Source organism: Terrabacter koreensis (genome assembly GCF_054783315.1).
The window spans coordinates 1,070,637-1,089,849 of record NZ_BAAGQU010000004.1 but is presented as its reverse complement, the minus strand read 5'-3'; the positions used below and the strand labels follow the sequence as shown (position 1 = coordinate 1,089,849).

Annotated in this window: 14 protein-coding genes; 8 read left to right on the top strand and 6 right to left on the bottom strand. The window is 71.0% G+C overall.

The genetic code is table 11. The features are described 5' to 3' along the window. Positions 1 to 32 precede the first annotated feature (32 nt). Positions 33 to 512 carry a hypothetical protein gene (locus ACYVNR_RS07825; protein WP_461047656.1) on the top strand — a complete coding sequence of 160 codons (480 nt, stop codon included), beginning with the start codon at positions 33 to 35 and terminating at the stop codon, positions 510 to 512. 110 nt (positions 513 to 622) lie between these two features. Here ACYVNR_RS07825 and ACYVNR_RS07820 read toward each other — a convergent pair whose 3' ends face one another. From ACYVNR_RS07820 to ACYVNR_RS07800, 5 genes are all read right to left on the bottom strand, one after another. Continuing rightward, on the bottom strand, positions 623 to 1,579 hold the full coding sequence (locus ACYVNR_RS07820) for an electron transfer flavoprotein subunit alpha/FixB family protein (protein WP_045188501.1): 957 nt from the start codon (positions 1,577 to 1,579) through the stop codon (positions 623 to 625). A gap of 47 nt (positions 1,580 to 1,626) precedes the next feature. After that, entirely contained in the window at positions 1,627 to 2,418 is a 792-nt protein-coding gene (locus ACYVNR_RS07815) for an electron transfer flavoprotein subunit beta/FixA family protein (RefSeq protein ID WP_045188499.1), read from the bottom strand. A 186-nt stretch (positions 2,419 to 2,604) separates the two neighbouring features. Then, the gene (locus ACYVNR_RS07810; protein ID WP_461047653.1) at positions 2,605 to 2,940 is read right to left on the bottom strand and encodes a hypothetical protein; all 336 of its coding nucleotides are present in this window, start codon (positions 2,938 to 2,940) and stop codon (positions 2,605 to 2,607) included. Then, a complete protein-coding gene (locus ACYVNR_RS07805) occupies positions 2,937 to 3,716 on the bottom strand; it encodes an enoyl-CoA hydratase/isomerase family protein (RefSeq protein WP_461047651.1) in 780 nt (259 codons plus the stop codon). The genes ACYVNR_RS07810 and ACYVNR_RS07805 overlap by 4 nt, the downstream gene beginning before the upstream one ends. Further along, positions 3,716 to 4,228, bottom strand: coding sequence for a type III secretion system chaperone family protein (locus ACYVNR_RS07800; protein ID WP_045188494.1), 513 nt, complete (start codon positions 4,226 to 4,228; stop codon positions 3,716 to 3,718). Before ACYVNR_RS07800 ends, ACYVNR_RS07805 begins: the two co-directional genes overlap by 1 nt. Before the next feature lie 133 nt (positions 4,229 to 4,361). Here ACYVNR_RS07800 and glgX point away from each other — a divergent pair, with 133 nt between their 5' ends. Continuing rightward, positions 4,362 to 6,506 (top strand): glycogen debranching protein GlgX, encoded by a 2,145-nt coding sequence (gene glgX, locus ACYVNR_RS07795; RefSeq protein ID WP_461047649.1) that lies wholly within the window; start codon positions 4,362 to 4,364, stop codon positions 6,504 to 6,506. 85 nt (positions 6,507 to 6,591) lie between these two features. Here the strand turns inward: glgX and glgP are convergent, their stop codons facing one another. Further along, a complete protein-coding gene (gene glgP / locus ACYVNR_RS07790; RefSeq protein WP_045188490.1) occupies positions 6,592 to 9,180 on the bottom strand; it encodes an alpha-glucan family phosphorylase in 2,589 nt (862 codons plus the stop codon). 323 nt (positions 9,181 to 9,503) lie between these two features. Between glgP and ACYVNR_RS07785 the strand changes: the two genes are divergently transcribed. Genes ACYVNR_RS07785 through ACYVNR_RS07760 form a run of 6 tightly spaced genes read left to right on the top strand, consistent with a single transcriptional unit; the run spans position 9,504 to position 19,109 of the window. Then, positions 9,504 to 11,522, top strand: a complete 2,019-nt coding sequence (locus ACYVNR_RS07785; protein ID WP_461048293.1) for an alpha-1,4-glucan--maltose-1-phosphate maltosyltransferase — start codon at positions 9,504 to 9,506, stop codon at positions 11,520 to 11,522. Positions 11,523 to 11,526: 4 nt separating this feature from the next. Beyond that, the gene (gene treS / locus ACYVNR_RS07780; RefSeq protein ID WP_045188488.1) at positions 11,527 to 13,233 is read left to right on the top strand and encodes a maltose alpha-D-glucosyltransferase; all 1,707 of its coding nucleotides are present in this window, start codon (positions 11,527 to 11,529) and stop codon (positions 13,231 to 13,233) included. Further along, entirely contained in the window at positions 13,233 to 14,660 is a 1,428-nt protein-coding gene (locus ACYVNR_RS07775) for a maltokinase N-terminal cap-like domain-containing protein (RefSeq protein ID WP_461047646.1), read from the top strand. Before treS ends, ACYVNR_RS07775 begins: the two co-directional genes overlap by 1 nt. Continuing rightward, positions 14,657 to 16,954: a 1,4-alpha-glucan branching protein GlgB gene (glgB, locus tag ACYVNR_RS07770; protein WP_461047644.1), complete on the top strand. Its 2,298-nt coding sequence runs from the start codon at positions 14,657 to 14,659 to the stop codon at positions 16,952 to 16,954. The genes ACYVNR_RS07775 and glgB overlap by 4 nt, the downstream gene beginning before the upstream one ends. Beyond that, positions 16,951 to 18,597 carry a phosphoglucomutase (alpha-D-glucose-1,6-bisphosphate-dependent) gene (gene pgm, locus ACYVNR_RS07765; RefSeq protein WP_045188483.1) on the top strand — a complete coding sequence of 549 codons (1,647 nt, stop codon included), beginning with the start codon at positions 16,951 to 16,953 and terminating at the stop codon, positions 18,595 to 18,597. Before glgB ends, pgm begins: the two co-directional genes overlap by 4 nt. Continuing rightward, complete coding sequence (locus ACYVNR_RS07760) at positions 18,594 to 19,109, top strand: hypothetical protein (RefSeq protein ID WP_045188481.1); 516 nt, start codon at positions 18,594 to 18,596, stop codon at positions 19,107 to 19,109. Before pgm ends, ACYVNR_RS07760 begins: the two co-directional genes overlap by 4 nt. The last annotated feature ends 104 nt before the right edge of the window (positions 19,110 to 19,213 follow it).

The following is a 19,213-nucleotide window of genomic DNA, read 5'->3' as shown; positions in this document are numbered from 1 at the left end:
CCCCTGGGGCCGATCGACCTAGGATCGGCCCCATGGGTGACGCGCACCTGCAAAGTGGTGGCACCGGGGGCAGCCGTCTGCGTGCCCCGGCCGCCCACCGCGCCGTCTCGGCGCTGGCCTGCCCCGTCCTCGGCTTCTTCGTCGCGCGCCTCGTCCTGCGCCTCCTGCCCGGCATCCCCGCACCCGTCGCGTATGCCGTGTGCCTGGCTGTCGCGGTCGCCCTCGGCTGGCGAGCGTGGTCGGCCCGGATCGACCTCGGCACGACGAGCCTGCGGGTGCACAACACGCTCGCGTCGACCACGGTCCGGCGCATCGACGTCCGCCGTGTGTCATCCGGCGGCCGCCTCGAGTGGAGCCGCGACGACGGGCGGCCCGTGCGGCTGCCGTCGGAGGCCCTGCGGGGCGCCTGGTGGACGCTCGGCACCGGGAGGGCGGCATACGCCCTCAACAGCGAGCGCCTCGAGAGCTGGGCTCGCCTCGCCCGTGTCGACGTCGACCCCGAGGCCGCCTGAGCACGGCCGCGGCCAGGCCCCCTCGACTGGTTGGTGACCCCTTGACAGCACCGTGCCCACCCGACCGGTCGGTCGAGTGGGCACGGTGCTGCGGAAGAGTGAGGAAGGGTTCAGTCCTTGGAGGCCTTGATGGCCTCGGTGGCCTGGGGCAGCACGGTGAAGAGGTCGCCCACGACGCCGAAGTCGACGAGCTCGAAGATCGGGGCCTCGTTGTCCTTGTTGACGGCCACGATCGTCTTCGAGGTCTGCATGCCGGCCCGGTGCTGGATGGCACCGGAGATGCCGCACGCGACGTAGAGCTGCGGGCTGACCTGCTTGCCGGTCTGGCCGACCTGGCTCGTGTGCGGGTACCACCCGGCGTCGACGGCCGCACGGCTCGCACCGACCGCGGCACCGAGGCTGTCGGCGAAGTCCTCGACCTTGGAGAAGTCACCACCGGTGCCGCGGCCACCGGAGACGACGATGGCCGCCTCGGTGAGCTCGGGACGCCCGGTGGCCTGCTTCGGCTTGGACTCGGTGATGCGCGCGCCCTTGGCGGCATCGGACGGGGTGAAGTCGACGACCTCGTCGGCGGCCGCACCGGCCGCCTCCTCCGGCGTCGCCGAGTTCGGCTTCACCGCGATGATCGGCGTGCCCTTCGTGACCGTCGCCGCAACCGTGTAGGAGCCGGCGAAGACCGACTGCGTCGTGGCCACGCCACCGTCGGCAGCCTGCACGTCGACGGCGTCGGTGATCAGGCCCGACTCCGTCTTGACGGCGAGGCGGGCGGCGACCTCCTTGCCCTCCGGCGACGCCGGCACCAGCACGGCGGCCGGGGACTTCTCCGCGACGAGCTGCGCGAGCAGCTCGGCCTGCGGGACGACGAGGTGCTCGAGCACCTCGGGCGACTCGACGCGGTAGACCTTCTCGGCGCCGAAGCGGGCGAGGGACTCCTTCGCGGCGTCGAAGCCGGCGCCGACGAAGACCGCGGAGGGCTCACCGAGACGGCGGGCGATCGTCAGCAGCTCGGCTGTGGTCTTGCGGACCTTGCCCTCGACGTGGTCGACGAGCACGAGTACTTCAGCCATGGTGTGGATCTCCTTTGCTGGCTGGGAAGTTCGGGAGGAGAGAGCGGTCAGACGAACTTGCGCTCGGACAGGAACGCGGCGAGCTTGCTGCCGCCGTCACCCTCGTCGTTGACGATCTCGCCCTGCGTGCGCGGCGGGCGGGCGTCGAACGACGACACCTTCGTCCACGCGGCGTCGAGGCCGACCTGCGACGCGTCGACACCGAGGTCGGACAGCGCCCACGTCTCGACCGGCTTCTTCTTCGCGGCCATGATCCCCTTGAAGGAGGGGTAGCGCGGCTCGTTGATCTGGTCGGTCACCGACACGAGGGCCGGCAGCGTGGCCGTGATCGTCTGCGTCGAGGCGTCGCCGTCGCGGCGGATGGTGGCAGTGCCCCCGGCGCCACCGTCGACGGTCAGCTCGGAGGCGAAGGTGACGGCCGGCAGGCCGAGGCGCTCGGCGAGCATCGTCGGGACGACACCCATGGTGCCGTCGGTGCTGGCCATGCCGGTGATGACGAGGTCGACGTCACCGAGCTTCTTGATCGCCTCGGCGAGCACGAGCGAGGTCGCGACGGCGTCGGAGCCGTGGATCGCGGCGTCGTTGACGTGGACACCCTTGTCGGCGCCCATCTGCAGGGCCTTCTTGATGGCGTCGGCGGCCTGGTCGGGGCCGACGGTGAGCACCGTCACCTCGCCCTCGCCGGCCTCGACGATCTTCAGGGCCTCCTCGACGGCGTACTCGTCGAGCTCGGACAGCAGGCCGTCGACGTTCTCGCGGTCGGTCGTGTTGTCAGATGCGTTGAACGTGCGCTCGGCCTGGGCGTCCGGCACGTACTTGACACAGACGACGATGTTCATGGGTGAACGTCCTCTTCCGTTTGCGGATGGTGGTGCTCATGGAGCTGCCGGAGGTCGCTCCGGCACTGCCAGCCATCCTCTCACCGAGCGCTCGCTCACCGAGCACGCCCGAGGCGTGACGCTCACCACCAGTGGCCTGCGCCACGCCTGACGGAGGGGCAACGCCGGGGCGCCGCCAGGGCGCCGTCAGGGCGCGCCGTCGGTCGGGGCGGTCTCGATGACGTGGAAGGCCGGCTCCTCGTAGGGGTGGGCGGCGCGCAGGGCCGCCACGACGGCGCCGCGCAGCGACCGCTCGAGCACGACCTCGACCCGATCCTCGGGGAGCCGCTCGAGGTCGCCCACCGTGCCGATCGCCGGCCGGGCGCCCGCGACGGGACGGAAGCGGCCCGTACCGCGGGTCACGAACGCGCACTCGCGGTAGTCGCCGAGCGCGCCCGCACCGGCGGCGTGCACCGCCGCCAGGACGTCCTCGGTCGACTCGACGGGCGAGTAGAACACGAGGACGTCCAGCGGTGGTGTCATCGACCCTCGAACTGCGCCTTGCCGGGGCCGTGCTCGACGAAGGAGCTCATCCCGATCTCGCGGTCCTTCGTCGCGAAGAGCGAGGCGAAGAGCATCCGCTCGATCTCGAGACCGCTCTCGAGGTCGACCTCGAGACCGCGGTCGATGGCCTCCTTGGCGGCGCGGACGGCATACGACGCGGCACCGACGAACGAGCCGGCCCACTCACGGGCGGCGGTGTAGACGTCGGCGGCCGGCACGACCTTGTCGGCGAGGCCGATCGCCAGGGCCTCCTGCGCGTCGACGAAGCGGCCGCTGAAGATGATCTCCTTGGCGCGCGAGGCGCCGACGAGGCGCGAGAGGCGCTGCGTGCCGCCGGCCCCCGGGATGATGCCCAGCAGGATCTCGGGCTGACCCAGCTTCGCGTCGTCGGCCACGAGGCGGAAGTCGCACGCGAGGGCGAGCTCGCAACCGCCGCCGAGGGCGTAGCCGGTGATCGCGGCGATGACCGGTTTCGGGATGCGGGCGACCGACGTGATGGAGCTCATGAGGGGCCCGGAGCGCTCGACCATGTCGGTGTACGACATGGTCTGCATCTCCTTGATGTCGGCCCCTGCCGCGAAGACGCGCTCACCGCCGTAGACGATGACGGCCTTGACGTCGGTGCGTGCTGTCGCCTCGGCAGCGGCCTCCCGGATCTCCTCCTGCACCTGGACGTTGAGGGCGTTCATCTTCGGCCGGTCGAGGCGGATCGTGCCGACGCCGTCCTCGACCTCGAGCCGGACGAACTCGCCCATCAGGCGGTCGGGCCGGCGGGCACGTCGTCGACGGGCAGCCAGGACTGGAAGAAGAAGCCGACGCTCTGGAGGATGTGGTTCACCGACAGCGGCACGAGGATCTCGAGGTCGGCGTTGGGGGTGATGACGTGCTCGGCCGAGACGACGAGGCTCTCCTGCACGAGCGAGAGCTTGACGATGTTGAGCTGCATCGTGAGGTCGTTGCAGCGGGCGATGCGCTCGTTGCGGTCGGGCGAGACGGGCTCGGCGAGCTGCCACTGACCGAAGAAGCGGACCAGGGCGAGGTCGCCCTCGGCCACGCGGGCGAAAAGGGTCGTGCTGGCACCCTCGTCGTCGACGATGGCGAACTCGAGGTCGCCGTCACCGTCGATGGACGCCTCGATGCCGAGGCCCTTCAGCACCTCGAGGATGCGGTCGCGCACGGGGGTGGCGCTGGCGGGGGCCTGGCCGCCGTCGGGCCCGGCGTCGGGAGCGCTCGGCATGAAGTTGGGCAGCGAAGTCGGATCGGTCATGCGCCAACCGTAACGAGAGCGCGCGTCGAGGTCGATCCGGCCCGGACCCCGGCCCGGACCCCGGCCGGCCCTCCACGGTCCGCCGGGGGCGTCGGGTCCGCCACCCCTCCCCCGGCCCCCTACGCTCGGATGCATGTGCCCGCCCCCGCCCGCGACGCCCGACCTCCCACCGGAGCTCGGCGCCCGGCTCATCGACGGCGGCGCGCAGTTCTCCGTCTACGCCGGCCACGCCCGCTCCGTGGAGGTGTGCCTCTTCGACGAGCTCCCCGACGGGTCGCGGGCCGAGCGCCGCGTCCTGCTTCGGCACCGTGCCCACGGGACGTGGTTCGACACGGTGCCCGGGATCGTCGCCGGGCAGCGCTACGCCTTCCGCGTCGACGGCGAGTGGGACCCCGACCGGTCGCTGCTGCACAACCCGGCCAAGCTGCTGCTCGACCCGTACGCCCGCGCGGTCGAGGGCGAGGTCAGGCTCGACCCCGCCGTCTACGGGCACCGCGTCGGCCCTGACCTGCGGGGCGACCTCTGGGTGCGCGACGACCGCGACTCGGCGACCCACATGCCGCGCTGCGTCATCGTCGAGGACGAGTTCGACTGGGGCACCGACGATTTCCCGCGCAGGTCACTGACCGAGTCGCTCATCTACGAGGTGCACGTCAAGAACGCCACGAGGCTGCACCCCGGCGTTCCCGAGGAGATCCGGGGCACGTATGCCGGCCTCGCCCACCCGGCGTTCGTCGAGCACCTGCTGGGGCTGGGTGTCACCGCGGTCGAGCTGCTGCCCGTGCACACGTTCACCCACGAGCCCGACCTCGTGCTGCGCGGCCTGACCAACCACTGGGGCTACAACACCCTCGGGTTCTTCGCGCCGCACCCCCCCTACGCCGCGGCGACCGACCCCCAAGGCGTGCTCGACGAGTTCAAGGGCATGGTCAAGGCGCTGCACGCAGCCGGCATCGAGGTGCTGCTCGACGTCGTCTACAACCACACGGCCGAGAACTCCCGCGACGGCATGATGCTGTCGTGGCGCGGCCTCGACCAGCGCGCCTACTACCGGGTCGACGCGCGCGGCCGCGACATCGACGTCACCGGCTGCGGCAACACCCTCGACCTCACCCACCCGGTCGTGGCCCGCATGGTGCTCGACTCCCTGCGCTACTGGGTGCAGGAGTGCCACGTCGACGGGTTCCGCTTCGACCTCGCCGTCGCGCTCGGTCGCGGCAAGGACGACGGCTACGACCGCGACCACCCCTTCCTCGTCGCCCTGCGCACCGACCCGGTGCTGTCGCGCGCGAAGCTCGTCGCCGAGCCGTGGGACCTCGGCATCCACGGCTGGCGCACCGGACAGTTCCCGCCGCCCTTCTCGGAGTGGAACGACCGCTACCGCGACACGGCTCGCACGTTCTGGCTGCGCGACCTCGCCGCCTCGGCCGCGGGCGGCATGGGTCACGGCGTGCGTGAGCTCGCCACCCGCCTGGCCGGCTCGCAGGACCTCTTCGACAGCCACGACCGCGGCACCATCGCGTCGGTCAACTTCATCACGGCGCACGACGGCTTCACCCTCGCGGACCTCACGGCCTACGACACGAAGCACAACGGCGCCAACGGTCACGGCGGCACCGACGGCTCGAACGACAACCGGTCGTGGAACCACGGCGTCGAGGGTCGCACCGACGACCCCGACATCGTGACGGCGCGCAGGCGGTCGATGCGCAACCTCCTCGGCACGCTGCTGCTCTCGACCGGCGTCCCGATGCTCAACGCCGGCGACGAGCTCGGCCGCAGCCAGCGTGGCAACAACAACCCGTACTCCCAGGACAACGAGATCAGCTGGATGCGGTGGGACCTCGAGCCGTGGCAGGACGACCTGCTCGAGACGACCCGTCACCTCGTGCGGCTGCGACGCGACCACCCGGTGCTGCGTCAGCGGGAGTTCTTCTCCGGCAGGCAGATCCACGAGGGCGGGTCGACCGACCTGGCCTGGTTCGCCGCCGACGGCGAGCTCATGGGGCACCGCTGGGACGGCCCGGCCGTCGACGTGCTCCAGGCCCTCTACAACGGTGCGTGGTTCTCGCAGCAGTCGGTGCTCGTCGTGGTCAACGGGTCGGCGCGCAAGACCGAGGCCACGCTGCCCCACGCTCCCGGCGTGACGGCATACCAGCTGCTCTGGGACAGCGCCGACGAGCGTCCGACCGCACCTGGCGAGCCGGTCCAGTCGCGCAGCGTCGTCACGATGGACGCCGCCTCGATGCGCGTCTGGTGCTCCGTCCCGCCCCACTGACCGCAGACAGCGACGGCGCCTGACGGCATACGCGAGGAGCCCGGGCCCACACGGGACCCGGGCTCCTCGACGTGCGTCGGACGCGTCAGGCGTTGCGCGCGAGCCCGAGCTCGGCCGGGCCGGCGAGGCCCGCGTGCTTCGGCACGACGCGCACGCTGTAGCCGAACGACCCGGTGCGGCGCAGCGGCTGCGACCCGGCGAACTGGTGACGGCCGTCCTCGTAGGACTCGACGAGCTGGAGCGGGGCGACCTCCATGCCCCACAGCTCGTCGACGTCGTTGACGTGGCCGTGGACGAGCTGGACGTCGACGTCGTCGGGCGTCAGACCGTCGAGCGCGACGTAGGCGCGCAGGTCGAGGACGTCGCCGATCTGCGGCGAGTCCGACAGGCCCGAGGGCTCGACGTGCTCGACCTTGACCTTCGGCCAGGAGGCGCGGATCTTCGCCTTGAACGCTGCGAGCTCCTTGGCTCCGGCGAAGTCCGAGGCGATCACCGAGCGGCCCGCGCCCGCGGCCGGGCTGTAGAGCTGTCCGGTGTAGTCCTGCACCATGCGGCTCGCGAGCACCTTCGGCCCGAGGGTCTTGAGGGTGTGGGTCATCATCGCGATCCAGCCCTGCGGCAGGCCGGCGGCGTCGCGGTCGTAGAACTTCGCGGCGACGTCGTTCTCGATGAGGTCGTAGAGCGCGGCGGCCTCGATGTCGTCACGGCGCTCGGGGTCCTCGACACCGTCGGCCGTCGGGATGGCCCAGCCGTTGCGGCCGTCGAACCACTCGTCCCACCAGCCGTCGAGGATGGAGAGGTTGAGGCCGCCGTTGAGGGCCGCCTTCATGCCGGAGGTGCCGCAGGCCTCGAACGGGCGCAGCGGGTTGTTGAGCCAGACGTCGCAGCCCGGGTAGAGGTGCTGGGCCATCGCGATGTCGTAGTTCGGCAGGAACACGATGCGGTGGCGCACCTCGGGGTCGTCCGCGAAGCGGACCATCTCCTGGATGAGGCGCTTGCCCGTCTCGTCGGCCGGGTGCGACTTGCCGGCGATGACGAGCTGGACGGGCCGCTCGGGGTGCAGCAGCAGCGCCTTGAGGCGGGCCGGGTCACGCAGCATGAGCGTGAGCCGCTTGTAGGTGGGCACGCGACGGGCGAAGCCGATCGTCAGCACGTCGGGGTCGAGCACGTCGTCGACCCAGCCGAGCTCGGCGTCCGTGGCACCGCGCTTCTGCCACGACGAGCGCACGCGGCGGCGGGCGTCGGCGACGAGCTTCTCGCGCATCTCGCGCTTGGTCGACCAGACGGCGTCGGCGGGCACCTCGTCGATGCGGCCCCACGCGTCGGTGCCGGCGATGTCGGCGGTGCCGAGGTGCTTGCGGGCGACGTCGTAGACGGCACGGTCGACCCACGTCGGGGCGTGGACCCCGTTGGTGATGCTGCTGATCGGCACCTCGACGTCGTCGAAGCCCGGCCACAGCCCGTCGAACATGCCGCGGCTGACGACGCCGTGCAGCTGGGAGACGCCGTTGGCGCGCTGTGCGAGGCGCAGGCCCATGACGGCCATGTTGAAGATGCCGGGCTGGCCGCCCTCGTAGTCCTCGGCGCCCAGGGCGAGGAGCCGCTCGACGGGCACGCCTTCGATGGCGTTGGCGCCGCCGAAGAAGAGGTTGATCTTCGCCGCGTCGAAGCGGTCGATGCCGGCCGGGACCGGCGTGTGCGTCGTGAACACCGTGGCAGCGCGCACGGCCTCGAGGGCCTCGTCGAAGGTGAGCCCGTGGTCACGCACCAGCTCGGTGATGCGCTCGATGCCGAGGAAGCCGGCGTGGCCCTCGTTGGTGTGGTAGACCTCCGGCGTCGGGGCGCCAGAGAGTCGCGACCAGAGGCGCAGGGCGCGCACGCCGCCGATGCCGAGCAGCAGCTCCTGCTCGAGGCGGGTGTCGCCGCCGCCGCCGTAGAGCGACTCGGTGACCTTGCGGGTCTGCTCGTCGTTGCCCGGGACGTCGGAGTCCAGCAGCAGCAAGGGAACTCGCCCGACCTGCGCCTTCCAGACGTGCGCGTTGAGCACGCGCCCCGCGGGCAGGTCGATCGTGACGACGGCCGGTGTGCCGTCCTCCTCGCGCAGCAGCGAGAGGGGCAGCCCGTCGGGGTCGAGCACCGGGTAGGTCTCGACCTGCCACCCGTCGCGGTTGAGCGACTGCTTGAAGTAGCCGGTCTTGTAGAAGAGGCCGACGCCGACGATCGGCACGCCGAGGTCGGAGGCCGACTTCAGGTGGTCGCCCGCGAGGATGCCCAGGCCGCCGGAGTACTGCGGCAGCACCGCGGTGATGCCGAACTCGGGGCTGAAGTACGCGATGGCGGCGGGCGCGGCCTTGCCGGCGGCCTCCTGCTCGCGGCTCCACGACTGGTACCAGCGCTCGTCGGTGAGGTAGTGGTGGAGGTCCTCGTTGGCCGCCACGACCCTGCTGACGAACTCGTCGTCGGCGGCGAGCGCGGCCAGCTCGTCGGCCGAGAGCCGCGAGAGGAGCTTGACGGGGTCCTCACCGGCGTCGGACCACTTGCGGGGACTGATGCTCTCGAACAGGTCGCGGGTCGGCGGGTGCCACGACCAGCGCAGGTTGCTCGCGAGGACGCCGAGACCTTCGATGCGGCTCGGCAGGACGGTGCGGACGCTGAAGCGACGGATGGCCTTCACAAGGGGACAGCATAGGGGTCGCCATGTCGTGTTCTTGCAACACTTGCAGCCGAGTTTCACCGGTTGGAACGTCGCGTGCCACGTCATGGGCGTAGCGCCCCAACTTCGATACGGTCGATCACGTGACTGGCTCAGCGAAGAAGTCCCGTTCCAGCAAGCCAACCCCCGTGCGCAGCACCGCCGCCGCACCAGCGGCACCCGAACCGTCCCCACGCCTCGATGCCAACCCCAGCGCCGACGAGGCGTTCGTCGACGACACCGAGGCCGGCGCCGTCCACCTCGCCCCCGAGCACCCGGTCAGCGCCGCCCCGACCGTCGAGGGCATGCCTGGCGGCGCCCTGCCGATCGGCCGCATCCCGGTGAGCGACGTGCGTCCGCTCGTCGACGGCGGCACGCGCCCCGCCAAGTCGGTCGCGGGCGAGGAGTTCACGGTGCGGGCCAAGGTCTTCCGCGAGGGCCACGACGCCGTCAACGCGACAGCCGTGCTGACCGACCCCGACGGCGGCGAGCACTTCTTCGCGATGCACAGCGACAACCCGGGGCTCTCCGAGTGGTCGACGACCGTCGTCGCCGACCGAGAGGGCTGGTGGACCTACCGCGTGGAGGGCTGGTCCGACCCGTACGCGACGTGGGTCCACGACGCCGGCATCAAGATCGCCGCGGGCGTGGACGAGGACCTCATGTGCGCCGAGGGTGTACGCGTGCTCGAGCGTTTCGCCGCCGCCGTCCGTGGTCTCGGCGTCGACGCGGCCGAGATCGACAAGGCCGTCGTCGCGCTCGGGGACACCCGAGCGCCGGCAGCGCACCGGTTCGGCGCCGCGACCTCGCCCGAGATCACCGGCCTGCACGCGCTCGTGCCGCTGCGCGAGTTCGTCTCGCCCTCCCCCGCCTACTCGCTCCTCGTCGAGCGCGAGCGCGCCCTCTACGGCGCCTGGTACGAGATCTTCCCGAGGTCCGAGGGCGCCCACCGCGACGAGAAGACCGGTGAGTGGGTCTCCGGCACGTTCCGCTCGGCGGCCAAGCGCCTGCCCGCGATCGCCGACATGGGCTTCGACGTGGTCTACCTGACCCCGATCCACCCCATCGGCACGACGGCGCGCAAGGGGCGCAACAACACGCTGACCGCCGAGCCGGGCGACCCCGGGTCCCCGTACGCCATCGGCTCGCCCGACGGCGGCCACGACGCCATCCACCCCGACCTCGGCACGTTCGACGACTTCGACGCGTTCGTCGCCGAGGCGCAGCGACTCGGCATGGAGGTGGCGCTCGACATCGCGCTGCAGGCCTCCCCCGACCACCCGTGGGTGCAGACGCACCCGCACCTGTTCACGACGCGGGCCGACGGCACCATCGCCTACGCCGAGAACCCGCCCAAGAAGTACCAGGACATCTACCCCCTCAACTTCGACAACGACCCGGCCGACGCCTACGCCGAGGTGCGTCGCGTCATCCAGGTGTGGCTCGACCACGGCATCCGCATCTTCCGCGTCGACAACCCGCACACCAAGCCGGTCGCCTTCTGGCAGTGGCTGATCGCCGACGTCGCCAAGGACCACCCCGACACCATCTGGCTCTCCGAGGCCTTCACCAAGCCGGCGATGATGCACCAGCTGGCCAAGGCCGGCTTCCAGCAGAGCTACACCTACTACGCGTGGCGCAACGCGCGGTGGGAGCTCGAGGAGTACGGCCGCGAGCTGGCCGGCGAGTCGAGCGGGGCGGCCTACATGCGCCCGTCGTTCTGGCCGACGACGCACGACATCCTCACGCCCTACATGCAGTACGGCGGCCCGACGGCCTGGAAGCTGCGGGCGGCCGTCGCGGCGACGATGGTGCCGACCTACGGCATCTACGCCGGCTACGAGCTGATGGAGCACGTGGCCCGTCCGGGCGCCGAGGAGCAGATCGACAACGAGAAGTACGAGTACAAGGACCGCCAGTGGTACCTCTACGAGCCCGGCGGCCCGCTCGAGAGCCGTTCGTTGGCGTGGTACCTCAAGCGGCTCAACGACATTCGCGGCTGGCACCCCGCCCTGCGGTGGCTGCGCAACCTGCGCTTCCACGCCGCCGACGACGAGAACGTGCTCGTCTTCAGCAAGTCGCGCGTCGTCGACCACGCCACGGGCGAGCGCGACACCGTGCTCGTCGTCGCGAACCTCGACCCCCACGCGACCCGTGAGACGTGGGTGCACCTCGACATGGATGCGCTGGGTATGGCCTCGTGGTCGACCTTCGACGCGCACGACCACATCACCAACCAGACGTGGGAGTGGCGTCAGGACAACTTCGTCCGCCTTGGTCCCGACTCCGAGCCCGTCCACATCATCCACGTGAGGAGCCATTGACCACATGCAGGGACTCAACCTCTCCCAGCCGGGGCTCAAGCACGACCCCCAGTGGTTCAAGAAGGCGGTCTTCTACGAGGTGCTCGTGCGGGCCTTCGCCGACAGCAAGGGCGTCGGGGCGGGTGACTTCACGGGACTGATCCAGCGGCTCGACTACCTGCAGTGGCTCGGGGTCGACTGCCTGTGGCTGCCGCCGTTCTACGCCTCCCCGCTGCGCGACGGCGGCTACGACATCTCCGACTACAAGGCCGTGCTGCCCGAGTTCGGCACGCTGCCCGAGTTCACCGAGCTCGTCTCGCAGGCGCACGCGCGCGGCATCCGCATCGTGACCGACCTCGTCATGAACCACACGAGCGACCAGCACCCGTGGTTCCAGGCCAGCCGCGCCGAGCCCGACGGTCCCTACGGCGACTTCTACGTCTGGTCCGACACGGACGACGGCTACGACGACGCGCGCATCATCTTCGTCGACACCGAGGTCTCGAACTGGACCTTCGACCCGGTGCGCCGACAGTTCTTCTGGCACCGCTTCTTCAGCCACCAGCCCGACCTCAACTTCGAGAACGAGGCCGTGCAGGAGGCGATGTTCGACATCGTGCGCTTCTGGATGGACCTCGGCATCGACGGCTTCCGCCTCGACGCCGTGCCGTACCTCTTCGAGGAGGAGGGCACCAACTGCGAGAACCTCCCCCGCACGCACGAGTTCCTGGCGCGGCTACGGGCCATGGTCGACAAGGAGTACCCCGGGCGGATCCTGCTCGCGGAGGCCAACCAGCCGCCGGCAGAGGTCGTCGACTACTTCGGCTCGGAGGAGTCGCCGGAGTGCCAGATGTGCTTCCACTTCCCCGTCATGCCGCGGCTCTACTACTCGCTGCGCGAGGAGAAGGCGAAGCCGATCATCGACGTCCTCGCCGACACCCCCGCCATCCCGGGCGGCACGCAGTGGGGCACGTTCCTGCGCAACCACGACGAGCTGACGCTCGAGATGGTGACGCCCGAGGAGCGTGCCGCGATGTACGGCTGGTACGCCCCCGACCCGCGGATGCGCGCCAACGTCGGCATCCGCCGCCGCCTCGCTCCCCTGCTCGACAACAGCCGCCCGGAGATCGAGCTCATCCACGCGCTCGTGCTCTCGCTGCCTGGCTCGCCCTGCCTCTACTACGGCGACGAGATCGGCATGGGCGACAACATCTGGCTCAACGACCGCGACGCCGTGCGCACGCCGATGCAGTGGACCCCCGACCGCAACGCCGGCTTCTCCAACGTCGACCCCGGCAAGCTCTACCTGCCGGTCATCAGCAGCCTCGTCTACCACTACAACAACGTCAACGTCGAGGCGCAGATGGCCTCCTCGGCCTCGCTGCTGCACTGGGTCCGGGGCATGCTGCAGGTGCGCGGCCGCCACCCGGTCTTCGGGCTCGGCGCCTTCGACGTGGTCGATGCCGACAACGACGCGATCCTCGCCTTCACCCGGGTGCTCACCGGCGACGCCGACCACGCCGACGAGGCGGTGCTGTGCGTCAACAACCTGTCGAGCCGCCCGCAGGCCGCCACCATCCAGCTGCCCGAGCACCTGTCGGGACGCCAGCTCATCGACCTGTTCGGCGGTCAGGGTTTCCCGTGGGTCGCCAACGACGGCCGCGTCACGCTGACGCTGGGCTCACGCGACTTCTTCTGGTTGCAGCTGCGCGGCGGAGAGGACAACGGCTGATGGCCATCGTGCACAAGGGCGCGACGATCGTGCCCACCAAGACCGAGATCGTCACCGAGTGGATGCCGCGCCAGCGGTGGTACCACGGCAAGGGCCACGTGCCGCAGCTGCGTCGCGTCGGGGGCTTCCGCTTCGAGGATCCCGAGGGCGAGGTCGGGTGCGAGACGTTGCTGCTCGCCGACGAGGCCGTGACACCGGCCGTGGTCTACCAGGTGCCGCTCACCTACCGGAACGCGCCGCTCGAGGGCGCGGAGCACGCGCTGCTCGGCACGATGGAGCACAGCGTCCTCGGCACGCGCTGGGTCTACGACGGGCCGCACGACCCCGTCTACGTCTCGCAGCTCATGGCGACGATCCTCGGGTCCGGGGTCGCCGACGAGGCCCAGGCCTCGGTCGGCAGCAACGCCCTCGCCGAGGGCTCGAGCACCGGCCAGGTCGACGGTTCGGTCTCCTCGTCGTCGGTGCTCAGCGGCGAGCAGTCCAACACCTCGATCATCTGCCGCATGGCGGCCCCCGACGGCGGGCCGGCCGAGCCGCTCATCGTCAAGGTCTTCCGCACCGTGCAGGACGGCGACAACCCCGACGTCGTCGTGCAGTCGGCGCTCACCCGCGAGGGCTCCGACCGCGTGCCCATGGCGGTCGGACACCTGGCAGGAGCGTGGGACTCTCCTGCGGACGGCTCCGCGCAGCAGGGGCACCTCGCCTTCGCGCAGGAGTTCATCCCCGGCGTCGAGGACGCCTGGCGCGTGGCGCTCGTCGCAGCCGCCTCGGGAGCCGACTTCACCGCGCGCGCCCGTGACCTCGGTGTCGTCACGGCGCAGATCCACACGGCCCTCGCCCACGCTCTCGGCACCTCCGAGGTCACTCCCGAGTCGCGGGACGCGCTCGTCACCTCGATGCGACACCGGTATGCCGCCGCGGCCGCCCTCGTGCCCGAGCTCTCCTCCCATTCGGCCGCGGTCGACCGCATCGCGCAGTCGGTGCGTGACGTGCGCTGGCCCCCGCTCCAGCGGATCCACGGCGACTACCACCTCGGCCAGGTGCTCGACGTCCCCGAACGTGGCTGGGTGGCACTCGACTTCGAGGGAGAGCCGCTGCGCCCCCTGGCCGAACGGACGCAGCCCGACCTCACGGCGCGCGACGTCGCCGGCATGCTCCGCTCGTTCGACTACGCGGCCGGCTCTGTGGCGCTGGCGGAGTCACCGGTCGACGCGTCGGCCTGGGCCACCGCCTGCCGACGGGCGTTCCTCGACGGATACGCCTCCGTCGCGGGCGAGCCCGACGCCGACGCGGTCGCCCTCACCCGTGCGCTCGAGCTCGACAAGGCGCTGTACGAGGTCGTCTACGAAGCCCGCAACCGCCCGTCCTGGCTGCCGATCCCGCTCGGCGCGGTCGAGCGGCTCATCACCCCGGAAGGCACGCCATGAGCAGCCACACGTCCCACGGACCCTCGCTCGACGAGGCCGCCATCACGGCCTTCGTCCACGGCCGCAACGGCCAGCCCCACGACCTGCTGGGTCACCATGTCGGTCCCGGCGGGCTGACCATCACGGCGTTCCGGCCCTTCGCCACGCGCGTGGCGGCTCGCCTCGACTCGGGCGACCGGGTCGAGCTGCAGCACGTGCGCGACGGCATCTGGTCGATGACCTCGCCCGACTTCGGCTCGACGCACGACTACCGCCTGCTCGTCGAGTACGGCGACGGCGTCGAGCACGAGCAGGACGACCCCTACCGCTTCGCGCCCACGCTGGGCGAGATCGACCGCCACCTCATCAACGAGGGACGCCACGAGCAGCTGTGGACCGTCCTCGGGGCCCACGTGCGCCACTACCCGGGTCCGCTGGGCGACGTCTGGGGCGTGTCGTTCGCCGTCTGGGCTCCGCGGGCCAAGGCGGTGCACGTCATCGGTGACTTCAACGACTGGGACCGGCGCTCGCACCCGATGCGGGCGCTCGGCGAGAGCGGCATCTGGGAGCTCTTCCTGCCGGGCGCGAGCGAGGGGATGAACTACCAGTTCGCCGTGCGCGGCCCCGACGAGCTCGTGCGGCTCAAGAGCGACCCCATGGCGCGGATGACCGAGGTCGCCCCGAAGCAGGCGGCCATCGTCACCGAGAGCCACTACCACTGGGGCGACGACGCCTGGATGGAGCACCGCCGCACCTCGAACGCCCACCAGGGGCCCATGAGCATCTACGAGGTGCACCTCGGCTCCTGGCGCCAGGACCTCGGCTACCGCGGCCTCGCCGAGCACCTCGTCAACTACGTGCGCGACCTCGGCTTCACCCACGTCGAGTTCCTGCCCGTCATGGAGCACCCGTACGTCCCCTCGTGGGGCTATCACGTCACGGGCTACTACGCGCCGAGCTCCCGGTGGGGCCGGCCCGACGACTTCCGCTACCTCGTCGACGAGCTGCACAAGGCCGGCATCGGCGTGCTGCTCGACTGGGTGCCCGGCCACTTCGCCACCGACGAGTGGGCGCTGGCGCGCTTCGACGGCCTCCCGCTCTACGAGCACCCCGACCCGCGGCTGGGGTGGCACCCCGAGTGGGGCTCCAACATCTTCGACTACGGCCGACCCGAGGTGCGCAACTTCCTCGTCGCCAACGCCATCTACTGGCTCGAGGAGTTCCACATCGACGGCCTGCGCGTCGACGGCGTCGCCTCGATGCTCTACCTCGACTACGCCCGCGACGCCGGCGCCTGGGTGCCCAACAAGAACGGCGGGCGCGAGAACCTCGAGGCCGTCGAGCTGCTCAAGGAGACGAACGCGACCGCGTACAAGCGCGTCGGTGGCATCGTCACCATCGCCGAGGAGTCGACGACGTGGCCCGGCGTCACGAAGCCGACGAACCACGGCGGGCTCGGCTTCGGCTTCAAGTGGAACATGGGCTGGATGAACGACTCGCTGAAGTACCTCGGCGAGGAGCCCATCTACCGCAAGTACCACCACGGCAAGCTCACGTTCTCGCTGATGTACGCCTTCGACGAGAACTTCGTGCTGCCGATCAGCCACGACGAGGTCGTCCACGGCAAGGGCTCGCTGCTGCGCAAGTCGCGCGGCCCGCGCGAGGAGCAGGTGGCGACGCTGCGCGCGTTCCTCGCCTACCTCTGGTGCCACCCGGGCAAGCAGCTGCTCTTCATGGGCTGCGAGTTCGGCCAGGAGTCCGAGTGGTCCGAGGGCCGCAGTCTGGACTGGTGGTTGCTCGAGCAGCCCCTGCACTACCGCGTGCACAACCTCGTGAAGGACCTCAACGGCATCTATCGAGGCAACCGGGCCCTCTGGGAGCTGGACGCCGACCCGAGCGGCTTCGAGTGGCTCGAGGCCGACGACGCCGACCACAACACCTTCTCGTGGCTTCGCTTCGGCCGGGGTGACCGGGCGACCGACGCCCCCGTCGTCGCCTGCGTCATGAACTTCAGCGGCGAGACGCAGCAGTCCTACCGCATCGGGCTGCCCCGTGGCGGCCGCTGGACGGTCGTGCTCGACACGGCCGGCTACCACCCCGACGCCCCCAGCAGCGCCGGCATCGTCGTCGAGGCCCGAGCGGAGCCGTGGCACCAGCAGCCGTATGCCGCGGACCTGACGGTCCCCCGGCTGTCCACCGTCTGGCTCGTCCCGGTCGACGGGCCCACCTCGGCTGCGTCGGCCACCATCACCGGGACGGTCGGCTCCGACCCGACCACCGCCCAGCCCACGACGACGAACGGAGACCCCTCATGACCCACCCGCGCGCCGGCAAGCCGGCACAGGCCGAGGACCTCGTCGACGTCGACGCCCTCATCGGCGCGTACTACGACCGGCACCCCGACGTCGACGACCCCGACCAGCAGGTCGCCTTCGGCACGTCGGGGCACCGCGGGTCGAGCCTGCGCACGGCGTTCAACGAGGACCACATCCTCGCGACGACGCAGGCCATCGTCGACTACCGCGTGTCGCAGGGTTTCGACGGACCGCTATTCATCGGGCGCGACACCCACGGCCTCTCCGAGCCGGCCTGGCGCTCGGCGCTCGAGGTGCTCGTCGCCAACGGAGTCCAAGTGCTCGTCGACGACCGGGACGGCTTCACCCCGACTCCGGCCGTCTCCCACGCGATCCTCCGCGCCAACCACGGCAAGCCTTCAGGCGCAAGCGGTCTCGCCGACGGCATCGTCGTCACGCCGTCCCACAACCCGCCTGCCGACGGCGGGTTCAAGTACAACCCGCCGCACGGTGGCCCGGCCGACACCGACGCCACCTCCGTCATCGCGGCCCGGGCCAACGATCTCGTGCGTGGCGGCCTCAAGGACGTCAAGCGGGTCGCGTTCGAGAAGGCCCGGGGCGAAGCCGGCGCCTACGACTTCATGGGCACCTACGTCGACGACCTGCCCAACGTCGTCGACCTCGCGAAGATCCGCGAGGCCGGCGTCCGCATCGGCGCAGACCCGCTCGGCGGGGCCTCCGTCGCCTACTGGGGCGAGATCGGCGAGCGCCACGGCCTCGACCTCACCGTCGTCAACCCGCGGGTCGACCCGCAGTGGGCCTTCATGACGCTCGACTGGGACGGCAAGATCCGGATGGACTGCTCCTCCCCCTCGGCCATGGCCTCGCTCATCGGCAACAAGGACGCCTACGACCTCTCCACCGGCAACGACGCCGATGCCGACCGGCACGGCATCGTCACGCCCGACGCCGGCCTCATGAACCCCAACCACTACCTCGCCGTGGCGATCCAGTACCTCTACGGCGGCGCCCGGCCCGGCTGGGGCGCCGGCACGGCCATCGGCAAGACGCTCGTGTCGAGCTCGATGATCGACCGCGTCGCCTCCGACCTCGGGCGCCCCCTGCTTGAGGTCCCGGTCGGCTTCAAGTGGTTCGTGCCCGGGCTGCTCGACGGCACGGTCGGCTTCGGCGGCGAGGAGTCCGCGGGCGCGAGCTTCCTCCGGTTCGACGGCACCGTGTGGTCCACCGACAAGGACGGCATCCTCTTGGCGCTGCTCGCCTCCGAGATCCTCGCAGCCACCGGGCGCACCCCGAGCCAGCACTACGCCGAGCTGACCGCCCGGCACGGCGACCCGGCATACGCCCGCATCGACGCAGCGGCGTCGCGTGAGGAGAAGGCCAAGCTCGGCGCCCTCTCCCCCGACGACGTGAGCGCCGAAACCCTTGCGGGAGAGTCGATCACGGGCAAGCTGACCGCAGCCCCCGGCAACGGCGCGAAGATCGGCGGCCTCAAGGTGACCACCGACAGCGCCTGGTTCGCAGCTCGGCCCTCGGGCACCGAGGACGTCTACAAGATCTACGCCGAGTCGTTCCAGGGCGCCGAGCACCTCGCCCGCGTCCAGGCGGAGGCGAAGGACGTCGTGTCGGCGGCACTCGGCGGATGACGGCTTCCGTCCCCGAGCCGGCCGGCACCCCCGGCCGGCTCGTGCTCGTCACGGGCGCCGACGCGTCGAGCCTGGGCCGGCTGGGTCGCGCCATCGGCGAACGGCTGGGCAGCTCGGTCGTCGTCGACGGCCAGGTGCTCGACGCCATGCTCGTCGAGGCCGCTCAGGGCGACTCCGGCGGCGAGCTCACGGCCGTCGGGCTGATTCGGCGCCAGCTGCTGCGCTGGTCGGCCGGCCTCGCGCTGGCGGAGACCTACCTCATCGAGGGCTACGACGTCGTCGTCGTCGACCGGGTCGAGGGTGACCGCTTGGAGGACTACCTCGACCTGGCGGCGCCGGCCCCGGTGCACCTCGTGGTCGTCGGCACCGGCATCGACCCGTCGACGCCGGGATGGGGGCTGTGGGTGACGACGCCGCCCGACACCGACGACGCGGAGTCGCTCGCGGGCACCGCCGCCGAGGTGGTCGAGCGCCTCGCCGAGTCGGTGGTCGACACCGCCACCACCGACTGACGACCGGGCGACCACCCGTCACCTCTCGATCGAGAGAATGCTCCGTCACCCTTCGACGGACGCAAGGAGCGGTCCGCCCCGAGGGACGGACCGCTCCTGCGCGA